Origin of the sequence: Nocardia sp. CA-129566, assembly GCF_050956075.1 — a bacterium.
In the GTDB taxonomy this organism is placed as follows: Bacteria; Actinomycetota; Actinomycetes; order Mycobacteriales; family Mycobacteriaceae; genus Nocardia.
Map to the genome: position 1 here is coordinate 1742312 of NZ_CP192085.1, position 14665 is coordinate 1756976.

The window sequence follows — 14665 nt, forward strand, 5'->3', positions numbered from 1 at the left end:
CAGCCAATACCCATTACCCGGCGGTAACCCGTCCCCCGGTTTGTCCGACCCGAGCAGGAGTGAAATCGTGTCATCTGTGACTGACGCACCGAATGCCACTGCAAGCCTTTCTGAAATCACGCACGACGAGATTTTCGCGGGACATCTCGGTGGCAAACTATCGGTCGAACTCACCGCACCGCTGGACACCCAGCGCGACCTTTCCATCGCCTACACCCCGGGTGTGGCGAAGGTCAGCCTGGCCATCGCGGAGGATGAGGCGCTGTGCAAGCGCTACACCTGGACCGACCGTCTGGTCGTCGTGGTGAGTGATGGCACCGCGGTGCTCGGTCTCGGAGATATCGGCCCGCGCGGCTCGCTGCCGGTGATGGAGGGCAAGGCGGCGCTGTTCAAGAAGTTCGCCGGACTGAACTCGATTCCGATCGTGCTCGACACCAAGGATGTCGACGAGATCGTGGAGACGATCATCCGGCTGCGCCCGAGCTTCGGCGCGGTGAACCTGGAGGACATCTCGGCGCCGCGCTGCTTCGAGATCGAAGAGCGGCTCATCGAGGCGCTCGACTGCCCGGTCATGCACGATGACCAGCACGGCACCGCCATCGTGGTGCTCGCCGCCCTCAACGGTGCGGCCAAGGTGCAGGGCCGTGCCATCGACGATATGAAGGTCGTGGTGTCCGGTGCCGGTGCCGCCGGCGTGGCGTGCACGAACATCTTGCTCGCCGCGGGCGTCAAGGACGTGACCGTGCTCGATTCGAAGGGCATCGTCAGCCGGGACCGCGGCGACCTCAACGAGGTGAAGGCCGAACTGGCGCAGCGCACCAACCCGCGCGGGCTGACCGGTGGTGCGGCCGAGGCGCTGGCCGGTTCCGATGTGTTCCTCGGCCTTTCCGCGGGCACCATCGCCGAGGAACTGATCGCCTCGATGGCGCCGGAGTCGATCGTGTTCGCCATGTCGAACCCGAATCCGGAGATCCACCCCGATGTCGCGCACAAGTACGCCGCGATCGTGGCCACCGGGCGCAGCGACTTCCCGAACCAGATCAACAATGTGCTGGCCTTCCCCGGCGTCTTCAAGGGCGCGCTGGACGCGGGCGCACGCCGGATCACCGAGGGCATGAAGATCGCCGCCGCGGACGCCATCCTCAGCGTGGTCGCCGACGAAATCAGCACCGACAAGATCGTGCCGAGCCCGCTGGACCCGCGCGTCGCCCCGGCCGTTGCCCAGGCCGTCGCCGCCGCGGCCCGCGCGGAGGGTGTCGCGTAACCCGATCTCGCGAATACGGGGCCGTCCACGGTGGTGGGCGGCCCCGTATCTCGTTATGGGTCAGTGCGGTACGGAGACGGCCGAGACGAATTTCGCGACCTGGGCGTCGGTGAGGTTCTTGGCGATATCCGATTCGCAGATCATGCCCACCAGGCGCTTGTTGGCATCGACCACCGGGAGCCGCTTGATCTGGTCCCGCTCCATCATGGTGAGCACTTCGCTGACGTCGGCGTCGTCGGATACCCAGCGCGGCGTGCCCTCCGCTAGATCACCGGCCCGAACCTTGCTCGGATCATGGCCCATCGCAACACATTTCACGACGATGTCGCGATCGGTCAGCATGCCGACCAGCCGATCATTGTTGCCGATCGGCAGGCCGCCGACATCCAGCCTGCGCATCATCTGCGCGGCCCGGTCCAGCGTCTCGTCGGCAGGAATCCATTCCGCATCGGCGTGCATGATGTCGCGAGCCTTCATGGAGCGACTGTTCACAGCAACCTCCTCGTCTCGGATGAATGAACCATGGGGGAGCGACGACTCTGTCTCGTCACATAGTGACCCCGATCACAGCGTTGGTCAACGCGTGGTTGCTGTCGGTCTGCTGGTGGTGCACCAAGATCGCGGCATATCGGCCTGAAATGCGTTCATCTCGAATTATCGACGGACGCCGCCATATCGCTTTCGCGCGCCGACCAACGTGCCTCGCTCGCGGCGTCCGAGGTGGAGCTTCTGGCGGGGTCGTAGTACATGCTCGGCCGCGATGACACTGTGTTGCCGGTACCGAGCGTGCCGACGACCGCTACCCGACCGTTGTTCCCTGCGAGGTTTGCACGATGGCTGCCGGTGTGACGGTCGCCCGGCTCGCGCGGCGCAGGCGGCCGGTACCGGGGGTGCTGGCCCAGACCACGAAGGCGAGCAGGCCGTCCATGAGCATGGCGAGGGTGGCGACCAAGAGGGCGCCGACCAGGACGCGGTCATAGCGGTAGACCGCGATGCCGTCGAAGATGTAGCGGCCGAGCCCGCCCAGGTTGACGAAGGCCGCGATGGTCGCGGTGGCGATGACCTGGAGGGTGGCTCCGCGCAGGCCGGTGAGCAGGATCGGCAGTGCGTTGGGGACTTCCACGCGGAACAGGATCTGGCGCTCGGTCATGCCCATGGCGCGTGAGGCGTCGACGACATCGGCTGCGACATTGGCGATACCGGCGTAGGCACCGGCCAGCAGCGGCGGAATACCGACCGTGACCAGCGCGAGCAGCGGCGGGATCAGCCCGAGGCCGAGCAGCAGCACCAGGAAGGTGAGCAGGCCGAGGGTCGGCAGGGCGCGCATGGCATTGGCGAATCCGACGAGTACCGCGGAACCACGGCGGGTGTGCCCGATGACAAGGCCGAGCGGTACCGCGACCGCCGCGGAGAAGACAATGGTCAGAAAGCTGTACCAGAGGTGCTCGCCGATCCGGTGTTCGATGCCGGCCGGGCCGCTCCAATTCGCGCCATTGGTGAGGTAGTGCCAGGCGTCGATGAAAAGGTTCATGCGGCAGCGCCTTTCGCCTTCGCGGCCCTGGCATCGGCGCGCACCCACGGCGTCGACCAGCGGCCGAGGGCATAGACGAGCCGGTCGAAGATCAGCGCCAGCGCGAGCGTCACGATGATGCCGGCGATGATCTCGTCCGGATAGTCGCGCTGATAGCCCTGGGTGAAGAGTTTGCCGAGTCCGCCGACGCCGATCAGCGCACCGACCGAAACCATGGCGATATTGGTGACCACCACGACCCGCAGACTGGATACGAAAACCGGTATGGCCAACGGCATATCGACGGTCAGCGTGCGGCGCAGTGAACTGAAGCCGACGGCGTCGGCGGCATCGATGACGGCCGACGATACCGAATCCAGCGCCGTCGGCACCGCGATCACCAGCAGCGCGGTCGAGTACACGGTGAGCGCGATGATCACATTCAGCGGGTCGATGGTCGTGATTCCGGCCAGCGGCGGAATGATCACGAACAGCGCCAGCGACGGAATGGTGTAGGACAGGCTGGCCACCGTCACCGTGATCCGCCGCAGCCAGGACACCCGGCGTACCAGTGCCCCCACCGGAATCGCGATGATCAGGCCGAATACGAGCGGCACCAACGCCAGATACAGATGGGTCCTGGTGAAACCCATGATCTCGGCGAAATTGTCGATCAGATACCTCATGCGTGCTCGGTTTCGAAGAAGTGCCGATTGCGCGCGTCGTCCTCCGCCGTGCGCTGCCCGGCGAGCTGCTCGAGTACCTCGGGAGCCCGGATGCCGCCGCGTGCGGCACCCGAATCATCCACGGCGACACCGATTCCCGATGGCGACGAGATGGCCGCGTCCAAGGCCTGCCTGAGGTCGCCGCCCGGTGGGAACAGCGAGCCACCTGCCGCGATGCTGTCGTACAACGCCCGGCCCGCCCGAATGCCCTCGACACCGGTGACATCGATCCAGCCGCGCGGCACCCCGGAATCGGTGACCACCAGTACCCATTCGCCGCGTTCCAGCCGCAATTGGGCGAGTTCGGGTTCGGTCGCGGTGTGAATCTCGTGCAGTACCAAGCTGTCCGCGCTGCGGAACGACAGTGCGCGATAGCCGCGGTCGCGTCCGACGAATCCGGCGACGAAATCGGTTGCGGGCGCGGCGAGTACGCGTTGTGGATCGTCGTACTGCTGCAGAATGCCGCCCGGGCCGAAGACCGCGATCCGGTCGCCGAGTTTGACCGCCTCATCGATATCGTGGGTGACGAAAACGATGGTCTTGTGCAATTCCGCTTGCAGCCGGAGCATTTCGGCCTGCAACTCCTCGCGCACCACCGGATCGACCGCGCTGAACGGTTCGTCCATCAGCAGCACCGGCGGATCGGCGGCCAGTGCCCTGGCCACCCCGACCCGCTGCTGCTGGCCGCCGGAGAGCTGGGCCGGATACCGGTTGGCCAGCGAGCGGTCCAAGCCGACCCGGTCCAGCACCTCGAGTGCGGCCGCCCGGGCCGCGCGGCGCCGAACCCCGCGCAGCACCGGCACGGTCGCGACATTGTCGATGACGGTGCGGTGCGGCAGGAGTCCGGCGCTCTGGATCACGTAGCCGATACCGAGCCGCAGCTCGACCGGATTCACCGTCGAAATATCTTCGCCGCCAACGGTGATGGTGCCCGAACTGGGCGTGATCATCCGATTGATCATTCGCATCGAGGTGGTCTTGCCACAGCCCGATGGTCCGACGAAGACGGTGAACGAACCGGATTCGATGCGCAGATCGAGTTCGGAGACGGCGTGTGTGCCATCCGGATAGGTCTTGCTGATCCGGCTGAATTCGATATCGGACACGCTGGCTCCTACTTGATCGGCGTGTTCAGCCCCTGGGCGGTGACCCATTGCTGTGCCGCGGCCTTGGGTTCGGTCTTGCTGTTCCCGGAGACCGCCTCATTGAGCTTGATCAGCTCATCGGTGGTGAGTTTCGCGGAGACGGCATTGAGCGCGGCGAGCGCCTTATCGGTCTTCTTGCCGGCATTGAACAGCGGCACCACATTCTGGGCCGGGAAGTTGTGCTTCGGATCCTCGAGCACCACCAGGTTGTTCTGCACGATCGCGGGGGAGGTGGTGAAGATATCGGCCGCGGTCACCGTGCCGTCGACCAGCGCGCGCACGGTCGCCGGGCCGCCGCCGTCGGCGATCGGCACGAAGTTGTTCGCGGCGATATCGAGGTTGTAGTTCTTCTTCAGACCGGGCAGACCGCCTGCGCGCTCCTGGAATTCGGCGGGCGCGCCGAATTTCACCTCGGCCGAATGCGCGGCCAGATCGGCGATGCTGTGCAGGTTCCAGCGCTCCGCGGTGGCCTTGGTGACCACGACCGCATCGGAGTCCTGACCGGGTGCCGGGGTGCCGATGGCCAGGTCGGAACCGACCGCCTTGGCGAGTGCGGCGTCGACGTCGGCGGAGCTGGTCGCGGTGGCGTTCTTGTCCAGATACTGCAGCAGGTTGCCGTTGTAGTCCGGAATCACCGAGATCGCGCACTGGCGCAGCGCCGGGATATAGGCCTCGCGGCTGCCGATATTGAGCTTGGTGTCGACCTTGAATCCGTTGACGCGCAGCACTTCGGCATAGATATTCGCAACCGTCTCGGACTCCGGGAAGTTCGCCGAACCGACGGTCAGCCCGTCGCCGTCACAATTGCCCTTGGCCGCAAGCGGATCGGAGTTGCCGCAGGCGGACAGGATCATGGCGGCGGCCAGTGCCGCGGCAGCGACGAGAACGCGGGCGGTGCGCAGCGTCAGCCGCAGCGCAAACCGCCCGTGCCTCGCGGCATCAGGGGTGATCGTGGATTTCACTGGAGTCCTTCCGGCATGGACGGGCGATGCTAGGAGCCGTGTACGCACGGCCACCCGGTACATTCTGGTGGTTCATACTGCCCGTTGCATGGTGTTCCTGTTCGCTACGGAGAGTTGGTGTCGCCGGATGGTATTGGCCGCGTCGAGGCGGATGCTGGCACGACTGATGGTCGTGACGGCCGTCGCGCTGGCCGTTTCCTGTGGAAACGACGATCCGGGACCGACGATAGCGGTCGGCGCGGGCGATTCGATGGAATCAAATCTGCTTGCGCAAATTTATGCGGGGGCGCTCGCGCGGACCGGTGCGCGCACCTCGGTGGCCGCCGATCTCGGTCGCCGCTCGGACTATCTGGCCGCATTGGACGCGGGCACCGTGACGGTGGTCGGTGAACACAGTGGCGAACTGCTCGCCTTTCTCAACCCGGGCGCACAGGCCCGCAAGCCGGAGGTGACCACCGATGTTGCGGACAAGTCGGCGCCGGCACGGCTGTCGGTGACCGAGGAGTTGAACCGGTCGCTGCCGGAGGGGCTCGCGGTGTCCGATCCGGCCGACGGTACCGATATGCGATCCCGGGTGCTGCTGACCGAAGCCGTGGCGATCCGCGATAACGTGCGATCGATCGGCGCGCTGGCGCCGCGGTGCGGTGCGATCGAAGCGGGGGTGGCACCGGTACCGGATGTGCTGTCAGCGGTCGGGCACGTGCGGATCGCCGGTTGTGATTTCGCCGGGTTCAGGCCCTATCCGGATGCGGCTGCGCTGCGAAAAGCGTTGTTGGACGGCGAGATCCAGGCCGGAATCCTGACCGGGCCAACCGAACTGGTCCCCGGCGCGACCGATGGGCTGACGATCCTCGCCGATGCCGACTACGCCGTGCGTGCCGAGAATGTGCTGGCGGTCTACCGCAAGGGTTTGCTCGACGATCGGCAGATCCGGAAGCTGAACTACGTCGCGGGTGAGCTCACCACCGATGAGTTGGCGCAGATGATCCGCAAGGTGCGCGATGGCGCGAAGGCCGCGGAGGTGGCCCGCGCCTGGTTGGATACCCACGCGCTCTAGCCGCCTTCTATCCGAAATCCCTGGTCACGACGACTCGACTGTTCGCGCTCGGGTCGTTTTGCTATGTCGCCCATCACATTTCCGTTCGAGACCGCGGTCTTGTGATCCGGCTGATCCGCGCCGTATATTCCATGTGGAGTATTTGATGCGGAGTATGTCGGTGGCTGCGGCTAGCCTGCATGCTCTCCGGAACTGATATGTGGGAGGTGACCGAAATGGGGCAGCACGCGCGCCCGACGGTGACGCCATTGGCGATCGCCGTGCTCGCGCTGCTCGACGAGCGGCCCATGCACCCCTACGAGGCGTTTCAGCTATTGATCGCCCGTCGTGAGGACATATTGGTGAAGGTGCGGCCGGGTTCGCTGTATCACACGGTGGCGCGGTTGGCTGACCAAGGACTGGTACAAGCCGAGGGCGTCGACCGGGACGGGAACCGGCCGGAGCGCACCACCTACCGGATCACCGAAAGTGGCCGGGAGACATTGCGTGCCACGGTTGCCGAGATCCTGCGCAATCCCGCACGGGAGTATCCGGTGTTCCCGGTCGCGCTCGCGGAGGCGCACAACCTGCCCGCGCGGGAAGTGCTCGCGCTATTGCGGGAGCGGGTGGAGCGGTTGGCGGGTGACCTCGCGGATGTGGAGACGATGAGTCAGTGGGCGGGTGGGCACGCGGTGCCGCGTCGCTTCTGGATCGTGCTCCCGTATCTGCACGCCACCATCGCCGCCGAGATCGCCTGGGTCAACAATCTGATCTCCGAACTGGACAGCGGCGAGATGGAGTGGGACGAATTCGATCCCGCCACCGGCATTCGGATTCCCGGGCATGAGCACGCCTGGTCCGCTGCCGAACATCCCGAACCACCCCCGGCGCCGCGCGGCTGGTCCGAGACCAGCGCGTCACCGCCCTGATGCGTGAGGCCAACGGCCCGCACACGTAGTCGATTCGACCTGTCCCGCGTCATCGGGAACAGACATCCGAGATAGGAACCAAATCCATGACCACCCAACGCAATCCGTGGCTAGCGCTGTTCGCGCTGGTCGTCGGCTTCTTCATGATCCTGCTGGATATGACCATTGTCGCGGTCGCCAATCCGGCGATCATGAAGGATCTGCAGGCCGACATCTCCCAGGTGATCTGGGTGACCAGTGCCTACCTGCTGACCTACGCGGTACCGCTGCTGGTGACCGGCCGGCTCGGCGACCGTTACGGGCCCAAGAACCTGTATCTGACCGGCCTGGCCGTATTCACCGCGGCCTCGCTGTGGTGTGGTCTGTCCGGATCGATCAGCATGCTGATCGCCGCGCGGGCCGTGCAGGGACTCGGCGCCGCGATGATGACGCCGCAGACCATGGCGGTCATCACCAGGACCTTCCCGCCGGATAAGCGCGGTGCGGCCATGGGTCTGTGGGGCGGCGTCGCCGGTCTCGCCACGCTGGTCGGTCCGATCCTCGGCGGTGTGCTGGTCGACGGGCTCGGCTGGGAGTGGATCTTCATCGTCAATGTTCCGGTCGGCATCGTCGCCTTCGCGCTGGCGGTATGGCTGGTGCCGTCGCTGCCCACCAATGAGCACAAGTTCGACATCCCGGGTGTGGTGCTCAGCGGTGTCGGTCTGTTCCTGCTGGTATTCGGCATCCAGGAGGGCGATACCTACGACTGGTCGCTGCGCATCTGGTTGATGATCGGCGCCGGCCTGGTTGTGCTCGCGGTATTCCTGGTGAACCAGTCGCGCAACACCGGCGAGCCGCTGCTGCCACTGGGACTGTTCCGTGACCGCAACTTCGCGCTGTCGAATGTGGGCATCGCGGCAATGGGTGCGGCCGTCACCTCGATGATGGTGCCGGCGTACTTCTACCTGCAGGCCGTGCGGGAGATGTCGCCGACGCGGTCGGCGTTGGTATTCGCGCCGATGGCGATCGTGACCGGTATCTTCGCGCCGGTCATCGGCAAGTTCTCCGATAAGTTGCACCCGCGCATCGTGCCGACCATCGGGTTCATCGGATTCTCGGCCTCGATCTTCTGGTTCGCGGCCGCGATGACTCCGCATTCCTCGATCGTGTGGTTCCTGCTCTCGGCCGCGCTGGCCGGTATCGCCAACGGCTGCATCTGGGCGCCGCTGGCCTCCACTGCCACCCACAACCTGCCGATCCAGCAAGCCGGTGCGGGTGCGGGTATCTACAACACCACCCGCCAGGTGGGTTCGGTACTCGGCAGTGCCGCGATCAGTGCCCTGGTCGCGGCCCGGATGACCGCCAATGGCCTCGGCGGTGGAAAGATCTCCGAAGGCGGTGCGGGACAGGGCCCGATCCCGGAGTTCGTCAAGGACGCCTTCAGCACCGCGCTCAGCCAATCCATCCTGCTCCCCGCGGGCATCCTCGTGATCGGCGTCATCGCCTCGGCGCTGTTCGTCCGGCACGGTCAGTCCGCCGCGCCCGGCCCGAAGGCCGATCTGGCCAAGGCCGACTCCGTCGCCGCCTGAGTTGGCGGTGCTGCGCCCCGCTGGCCGATCGGTCCGCGGGGCGCAGGCGATTGTCGAGCGGAATCGACGCGAGTCCCGTTGGCGGGTGGCCGATTTCGGATCAGCCGACGGTGACCGTGGTGGTCGGATATCCGGTGGCGCCGTCGGGGACTACGGGGCGGCGTTCTTCGGTTTGGGTTTCGCCGGTGCCGTCGGTGGCGCGAGCGCGGATGGTGTGGGTGCCGGTAGTGGCGTTCCAGTCGTAGACCCATTGGCGCCAGGTGTCGATGGATTCTTCGGTGGACAGCCGGGCGGGTTGCCATGGGCCGTTATCGATTTGGACTTCGACGGCTCGGATGCCGCGGTGCTGGGCCCAGGCGACGCCGGCGATGGCGGTGCTGCCCGGCTGCACCTTGGCGCGGGCGCGGGGGGTATCTATGCGGGTGCCGGTTTTGATGGGGCCGAAGGCGGACCAGCCGCGGCGGGTCCAGTAGGCGGTCGCGCGGTCGAAGCGGGTGATCTCCAGTTCGGTGACCCATTTGGTAGCGGAGACATATCCGTAGAGGCCGGGCACGACCAGGCGGGCCGGGTACCCGTGCGCGACCGGGAGGGGTTCGCCGTTCATGCCGACGGCCAGCAGTGCGTCGCGGCCGTCGGTGAGTACCGCCAGTGGGCTGCCCGCGGTGAAGCCGTCGATGCTGTGTGACAGGACCATATCGGCATCCGGGTGCGGTCCCGCCTCGGCGAGCAGTTCGTCCAGGCGATAGCCGCGCCAGCGCGCGTTGCCGATCAGATCGCCGCCGACCGGATTCGATACACACGCCAGCGTCACCAAGGTCTCGACCGGTGTGCGCTTGGCGAGATCGGCCCAGCTGATCTGGATTTCGTGATCCACCATCCCGTGAATTCGCAATGACCAATCGTCGATGGAGACCTGCGGCACGATGAGTGCGGTATCGATGCGATAGAAGTCGCTATTGGACGTCAGATACGGCGTCAGTCCCGGCAGCTTCAGATCCGCGTCGGGTGCGAGCGAAACCGTGGGTCCACTCGGCTCCGGCAGCTGAACAGCCGCCCGCTCACCGGACACATCCCGGCGCCGCACTCCGATCAGCCGTCCACCCACCCCACTGAGCAACGCCAAACCACCCGCAATGGCAATGCCCTGCAACACCTGTCGCCGCTGCGGCTTTGCCGCGGTCCCGGCCGTCGAACTCGCCGCCCCGGCGGATTCCGGCTCGGTCGCCGCGGCGCCAGCACGGGCCGCAGCGGCTTGTGGCGCACGCGCATCGGCGGAAACATCTTGATCCGCACCGATTCTCGGTTCCACCTCGCCAGCTGGTGCCGCGTTGTCGGACGCGGCAATGCCGCTTGCCGCGTGGGGGGCCGAGGCGCCATCGGCTGCCTGATCGTCGGCACCGGAGGCCCGCGGCTCGGCCGCGCGGGACGCGGCGGGTCGTCCGGCCTCCCTCGCGTCGTCGATGTAGGCGGTCAGGACGCGGAGGGCGTAAATGCCTGCGGCCACGCCGATTACGGTGGGCCAAGCGGCGGAGAAACCGTTGCGGCCGATGGCGATGGCGGCGGTGAGCAGGCCGAGGGCGGTCAGCAGCCAGGATCCTCGGGCGTGCGCTGTCCGCTCGATGGCGCCGATGAATCCGGCGACGAGTACGGCCACGAGTGCCATACAGGCGAAGAGCAGGGTCTTATCGTTGGTGCCGAAGGTCTGGATGACCCATTCGCGCAGCCCGTCGGGGGTGTGGTCGATAACAGTCGAGCCGAGAGCGTTGGCGGGGGCGCTGTCGGGTCCGGTGAAGGCGGCGACGAGTTCGGCGACGCCGAGTGCCAGACCGGCGGCGACGATGCCTGCCGTCACCCGTAAGCGCAGTTCAGCCATGGTCCGAGCGTACTGCCGGGTGTGGTCGGGGAGTATGACCATTCGGTGACGTGAATATCAATCGGCCTTGTGCCGCTGGTAGTAGCGGGCGACGCGGACCCGGTTGCCGCAGCGCTCGGGTGAGCACCAGCGTCGCCGCGGGTGGGCGGGCAGGAACAGCAGCACGCAGTCCTCGGCCTCGCAGCGCCTGAGCTTGCCGATCGCTGGGTCGGTGAACAGGTCGATGGCGGCCTCGGCCAGCACGGCGGCCAGCTTGTCGGCCGAGGTGCCGTTACGGCGCACGGTTGCGGTGACCGCACTGCCGTCCCACGCGAGCTGCCGGATGGCGGGTGCACCGGCCTGCGCGGCGTTGAGACCGCGCAGTGCGTCGGCGGGCGGGCGGCGATTGTGCAGCAGTGCGTCGAGTGTGGAACCGATACGGTCGCGGACCGCGTGGACCGCGGCGAGGTCGGCGGCGGTGGGATGCGCCACGGCCAGCTCCGGAAGCCGTGCGGCTTGCAGCGCAAGCCAATTCGCGAGGTGCTCCGGGGTGTCCAGCAGATCGGTGCCGGTCGGCCGGGTGTTGACCAGGTCGAGTGCCAGCGGCTCGCCGATCAGCGGGACTTCGTTCATATGACTAATGGTACATCTGCGGATTGACACATTAGGTGAAGATCGGCTAGAACTAATGCATCATCTCGAAGAGAAAGCATGTGAAGCCATGATCGAGCTGCCAGTCGTCCAGCACCGCCGCATCGATGTCGACGGTGTCGAGGTCTTCTACCGCGAATCGGTCCCGCATCGCGCCGACGCTCCGGTGCTGTTGCTGCTGCACGGTTTCCCGTCGGCCTCGCACCAGTTCCGCAGGCTGTTCGATGTGCTCGGCGCGCAGTACCGGCTGATCGCCCCGGACTACCCGGGCTTCGGAAATACCACCGCACCGGCCGATTTCGAGTACTCCTTCGACCGATTGGCCGATGTGGTCGAGGGTTTCGTGCAGCGGCTCGAACTGCGCGAGTTCGCGATGTACATCTTCGACTTCGGTGCTCCGATCGGCTTGCGCATCGCGCTGCGCCACCCTGAATGGATCAACGGTCTCATCGTCCAGAACGGCAACGCCTACGAAGCGGGACTCTCGGATCTCGCCCGCGACTTCACCGCACTGCGGCCCGAACAGGAAGGGGCCGAGGACACCATCCGCGGCCTGCTCACGCTGGAAGGCACCCGCGGTCAGTACGAGCAGGGCGTCCCCGACCCGACCGTGCTCACCCCCGAATCATGGATCCTCGACCAGTACTTCCTCGACCTCCCCGGCCGCAAGGCGGCCCAGGTAGCCCTGGCCTTCGATTACAAGTCGAATGTCGCCGCCTACCCGCAATGGCAGCAGTGGCTGCGCAAGTACACCCCGTCCACCCTCATCGTCTGGGGCTCGAACGACCTCTTCTTCCCTGAGCCCGGCGCCCACGCGTACCGCGCGGATCTCCCCGACGCCGAACTGCACGTCTTCGATACCGGCCACTTCGCTCTGGAGACGCACCTACCCGAAATCGCATCGCTGATCGCCGATTTCCTGGACCGGCTCCCGACGCGCTGACCGCGTATCCACCGACCCATCGTTGTCGCGCGGGCCGCGACGACTCGGGCTCCGGATTCGCGGGATCTCGCGTGATCGGCCGCGGGATGGCCGCTGTGCGTGGCGTCGCCGAGGCCGCAGGGCCCCCACTCTGGCCGACAGGTCGGTGTGCAGCGGCCAAAAACGAAGGCGCCGTCCGCAATTCGCGGACGGCGCCTTCGAACTACTCGGCGTCAGCCGTAGATCTTCTCCACTTCGGACGCGTACTGCTTCATCACCACGGCCCGCTTCAGCGACATCTTCGGCGTCAGCTCGCCGGTCTCCTGCGTCCAGTCGACGGACAGGATGCGGATCTTCTTGATCGCCTCGGCATGCGAGACCTTCTTATTGGTCTCGGCGACCGCGGCATTGATCTCCGCGACCAGCGCCGGGTTCTCGATCAGCTGCTCGATCGGGGTGTCGGCGGGCAGGCTGTTGCGTTCCTTCCAGCCGGGCAGCGCCTCCGGGTCGAGGGTGATCAGCGCGCCGACGAAGGGCTGTCCGTCACCGACCACCATGACCTGACTGATCAGCGGGTGCGCGCGCAGCGAATCCTCCATCAGACCGGGGGAGACGTTCTTGCCGCCCGCGGTGACGATGATTTCCTTCTTGCGGCCGGTGATGGTGACGTATCCGTCGCCATCGATGGCGCCCAGGTCGCCGGTCTTGAACCAGCCGTCGGCGAAGGCCTCCTCGGTGGCCTCGGCATTGCCCCAGTAGCCGTTGAAGACGACCGATCCGCGCAGCAGCAGTTCGCCGTCCTCGGCGATCTTGACCGCGTGGCCCTCGGTGGGCTTGCCGACGGAGCCGACGCGAATATTGTCCGGGGTGTTCACGGTGATGGCCGCGGTGGTCTCGGTGAGGCCGTAGCCCTCGTAGATGGTGACGCCGACGCCGCGGAAGAAGTGGCCGAGGCGCGCGCCGAGCGGTCCGCCGCCGGAGACCGCGGCCTCGCACTGGCCGCCCAGCGCGACACGCAGCTTGCCGTAGACGAGCCTGTCGAACAGGGTGTGCTTGAGCTTGAGGACCAGGCCCGGCCCGCCGTTGTCGAGTGCCTCGCTGTAGGCGATGGCGGTTTCGGCGGCCGCGTCGAAGATCTTGCCCTTGCCGCCGTCGTGCGCCTTCTGCTTGGCGCTGTTGAAGACCTTCTCGAATACGCGCGGCACCGCGAGGATGAAGTGCGGGCGGTAGCTGCCGAACTGTTCGACCAGGGTGGACCAGTCGGAGCTGAACGCGACGATCACCTTGGCGTCGAACGCGGCCAGCGTGACCGCTCGCGCGAAGACGTGCGCCAGCGGCAGGAACATCAGCGTCTTCTTGCCCTCGGCGACGTACTTGTTCAGGGCGAGCCGGTCGGACTTGGACTCCGCGTAGAGGTTCGAGTGCGAGAGCATGACGCCCTTGGGGCGGCCGGTGGTGCCCGAGGTGTAGATCAGGGTGGCCGGGGACTTGGCATTGACCTCGGCCCGGCGCGCGTGCACGACCGCGTCGTCGAGGTCGGCGCCGCGCGCGATCAGCTCGTCGACGGCGCCCTTATCGATCTGCAGGGTCTCCTTCAGATCCGGCAGCGCGCCCGCCTCGATCTCATCGATGACCCTGCGGTGCTTATCGCTGTCGACCACCAGCAGTTTGGTGGCGGAGTCCTGCAGGATCCACTTGGCCTGTTCGGCGGCCGAGCTGTCGTAGATCGCGACGGTGCAGCCACCGGCGGCCCAGACGGCGAAGTCGAGCAACACCCACTCGTAGCGGGTCGGGGCCATGATGGCGACGCGGTCGCCGAGTTCGACACCCGAGGCGATGAGGCCCTTGGCCACCCCGGTGACCGCCTTCGCGAATTCCGCCGCCTTGATTTCCCGCCAGCCGCCACCGCTGGTGACGTTGAACAGCACCGCGCCGGGCGATTGCTCGGCGTGCCGGAAGACGTTATCGGAATTATTCGCGTCTTCCGGGATGGTGTAGGAAGCCGGGACTTCGAACTCTCGCATCAGTGCCCTTCCACGTGGGTTTACTCGTCAGTAATTTACGACACCTGTGACCGGGACGTCACTCCGGCCACCGAAAC

At 66.4% G+C, this 14665-nt stretch carries 13 protein-coding genes; 5 read left to right on the forward strand and 8 right to left on the reverse strand.

Annotation, left to right across the window (positions count from 1 at the left end; all coding sequences use genetic code 11):
• The first annotated feature begins 67 nt into the window (after positions 1-67).
• Positions 68-1264 carry an NAD(P)-dependent malic enzyme gene (locus ACQP0C_RS07970; RefSeq protein WP_433732024.1) on the forward strand — a complete coding sequence of 399 codons (1197 nt, stop codon included), beginning with the start codon at positions 68-70 and terminating at the stop codon, positions 1262-1264.
• Positions 1265-1324: 60 nt separating this feature from the next.
• Here the strand turns inward: ACQP0C_RS07970 and ACQP0C_RS07975 are convergent, their stop codons facing one another.
• The 5 genes from ACQP0C_RS07975 to ACQP0C_RS07995 form a co-directional block, all read right to left on the reverse strand.
• A complete protein-coding gene (locus tag ACQP0C_RS07975; RefSeq protein WP_433734474.1) occupies positions 1325-1741 on the reverse strand; it encodes a CBS domain-containing protein in 417 nt (138 codons plus the stop codon).
• A gap of 322 nt (positions 1742-2063) precedes the next feature.
• On the reverse strand, positions 2064-2795 hold the full coding sequence (locus ACQP0C_RS07980) for an ABC transporter permease (RefSeq protein ID WP_433732026.1): 732 nt from the start codon (positions 2793-2795) through the stop codon (positions 2064-2066).
• Positions 2792-3460, reverse strand: a complete 669-nt coding sequence (locus tag ACQP0C_RS07985; RefSeq protein ID WP_433732028.1) for an ABC transporter permease — start codon at positions 3458-3460, stop codon at positions 2792-2794. The genes ACQP0C_RS07980 and ACQP0C_RS07985 overlap by 4 nt, the downstream gene beginning before the upstream one ends.
• Positions 3457-4653, reverse strand: a complete 1197-nt coding sequence (locus ACQP0C_RS07990) for an ABC transporter ATP-binding protein (RefSeq protein ID WP_433732030.1) — start codon at positions 4651-4653, stop codon at positions 3457-3459. Before ACQP0C_RS07990 ends, ACQP0C_RS07985 begins: the two co-directional genes overlap by 4 nt.
• A complete protein-coding gene (locus tag ACQP0C_RS07995; protein WP_433734475.1) occupies positions 4614-5546 on the reverse strand; it encodes an ABC transporter substrate-binding protein in 933 nt (310 codons plus the stop codon). Before ACQP0C_RS07995 ends, ACQP0C_RS07990 begins: the two co-directional genes overlap by 40 nt.
• 226 nt (positions 5547-5772) lie before the next feature.
• Between ACQP0C_RS07995 and ACQP0C_RS08000 the strand changes: the two genes are divergently transcribed.
• The 3 genes from ACQP0C_RS08000 (at position 5773) to ACQP0C_RS08010 (ending at position 9139) form a co-directional block, all read left to right on the forward strand.
• Positions 5773-6663 carry a glycine betaine ABC transporter substrate-binding protein gene (locus ACQP0C_RS08000; protein ID WP_433732032.1) on the forward strand — a complete coding sequence of 297 codons (891 nt, stop codon included), beginning with the start codon at positions 5773-5775 and terminating at the stop codon, positions 6661-6663.
• Positions 6664-6878: 215 nt separating this feature from the next.
• Positions 6879-7571, forward strand: a complete 693-nt coding sequence (locus tag ACQP0C_RS08005; protein ID WP_433732034.1) for a PadR family transcriptional regulator — start codon at positions 6879-6881, stop codon at positions 7569-7571.
• A gap of 86 nt (positions 7572-7657) precedes the next feature.
• Positions 7658-9139 (forward strand): DHA2 family efflux MFS transporter permease subunit, encoded by a 1482-nt coding sequence (locus ACQP0C_RS08010; RefSeq protein WP_433732036.1) that lies wholly within the window; start codon positions 7658-7660, stop codon positions 9137-9139.
• Positions 9140-9239: 100 nt separating this feature from the next.
• Here the strand turns inward: ACQP0C_RS08010 and ACQP0C_RS08015 are convergent, their stop codons facing one another.
• Positions 9240-11012 (reverse strand): molybdopterin-dependent oxidoreductase, encoded by a 1773-nt coding sequence (locus ACQP0C_RS08015; protein ID WP_433732038.1) that lies wholly within the window; start codon positions 11010-11012, stop codon positions 9240-9242.
• 57 nt (positions 11013-11069) lie between these two features.
• Entirely contained in the window at positions 11070-11624 is a 555-nt protein-coding gene (locus ACQP0C_RS08020; RefSeq protein WP_433732040.1) for a CGNR zinc finger domain-containing protein, read from the reverse strand.
• Positions 11625-11712: 88 nt separating this feature from the next.
• Here ACQP0C_RS08020 and ACQP0C_RS08025 point away from each other — a divergent pair, with 88 nt between their 5' ends.
• Positions 11713-12585: an alpha/beta fold hydrolase gene (locus tag ACQP0C_RS08025; protein WP_433732042.1), complete on the forward strand. Its 873-nt coding sequence runs from the start codon at positions 11713-11715 to the stop codon at positions 12583-12585.
• Between the two features lie 212 nt (positions 12586-12797).
• Here the strand turns inward: ACQP0C_RS08025 and ACQP0C_RS08030 are convergent, their stop codons facing one another.
• Positions 12798-14588 (reverse strand): AMP-dependent synthetase/ligase, encoded by a 1791-nt coding sequence (locus tag ACQP0C_RS08030; protein WP_433732044.1) that lies wholly within the window; start codon positions 14586-14588, stop codon positions 12798-12800.
• Between the last annotated feature and the right edge of the window lie 77 nt (positions 14589-14665).

Bases quoted from the DNA above. Each gene is read 5' to 3' on its own strand.
- ACQP0C_RS07975 (WP_433734474.1), bottom strand. From the start codon at position 1,741: ATGAAGGCTCGCGACATCATGCACGCCGATGCGGAATGGATTCCTGCC.
- ACQP0C_RS07980 (WP_433732026.1), bottom strand. From the start codon at position 2,795: ATGAACCTTTTCATCGACGCCTGGCACTACCTCACCAATGGCGCGAAT.
- ACQP0C_RS07985 (WP_433732028.1), bottom strand. From the start codon at position 3,460: ATGAGGTATCTGATCGACAATTTCGCCGAGATCATGGGTTTCACCAGG.
- ACQP0C_RS07990 (WP_433732030.1), bottom strand. From the start codon at position 4,653: ATGGGTCACCGCCCAGGGGCTGAACACGCCGATCAAGTAGGAGCCAGC.
- ACQP0C_RS08000 (WP_433732032.1), top strand. From the start codon at position 5,773: ATGGTCGTGACGGCCGTCGCGCTGGCCGTTTCCTGTGGAAACGACGAT.
- ACQP0C_RS08005 (WP_433732034.1), top strand. From the start codon at position 6,879: ATGGGGCAGCACGCGCGCCCGACGGTGACGCCATTGGCGATCGCCGTG.
- ACQP0C_RS08010 (WP_433732036.1), top strand. From the start codon at position 7,658: ATGACCACCCAACGCAATCCGTGGCTAGCGCTGTTCGCGCTGGTCGTC.
- ACQP0C_RS08015 (WP_433732038.1), bottom strand. From the start codon at position 11,012: ATGGCTGAACTGCGCTTACGGGTGACGGCAGGCATCGTCGCCGCCGGT.
- ACQP0C_RS08020 (WP_433732040.1), bottom strand. From the start codon at position 11,624: ATGAACGAAGTCCCGCTGATCGGCGAGCCGCTGGCACTCGACCTGGTC.
- ACQP0C_RS08025 (WP_433732042.1), top strand. From the start codon at position 11,713: ATGATCGAGCTGCCAGTCGTCCAGCACCGCCGCATCGATGTCGACGGT.
- ACQP0C_RS08030 (WP_433732044.1), bottom strand. From the start codon at position 14,588: ATGCGAGAGTTCGAAGTCCCGGCTTCCTACACCATCCCGGAAGACGCG.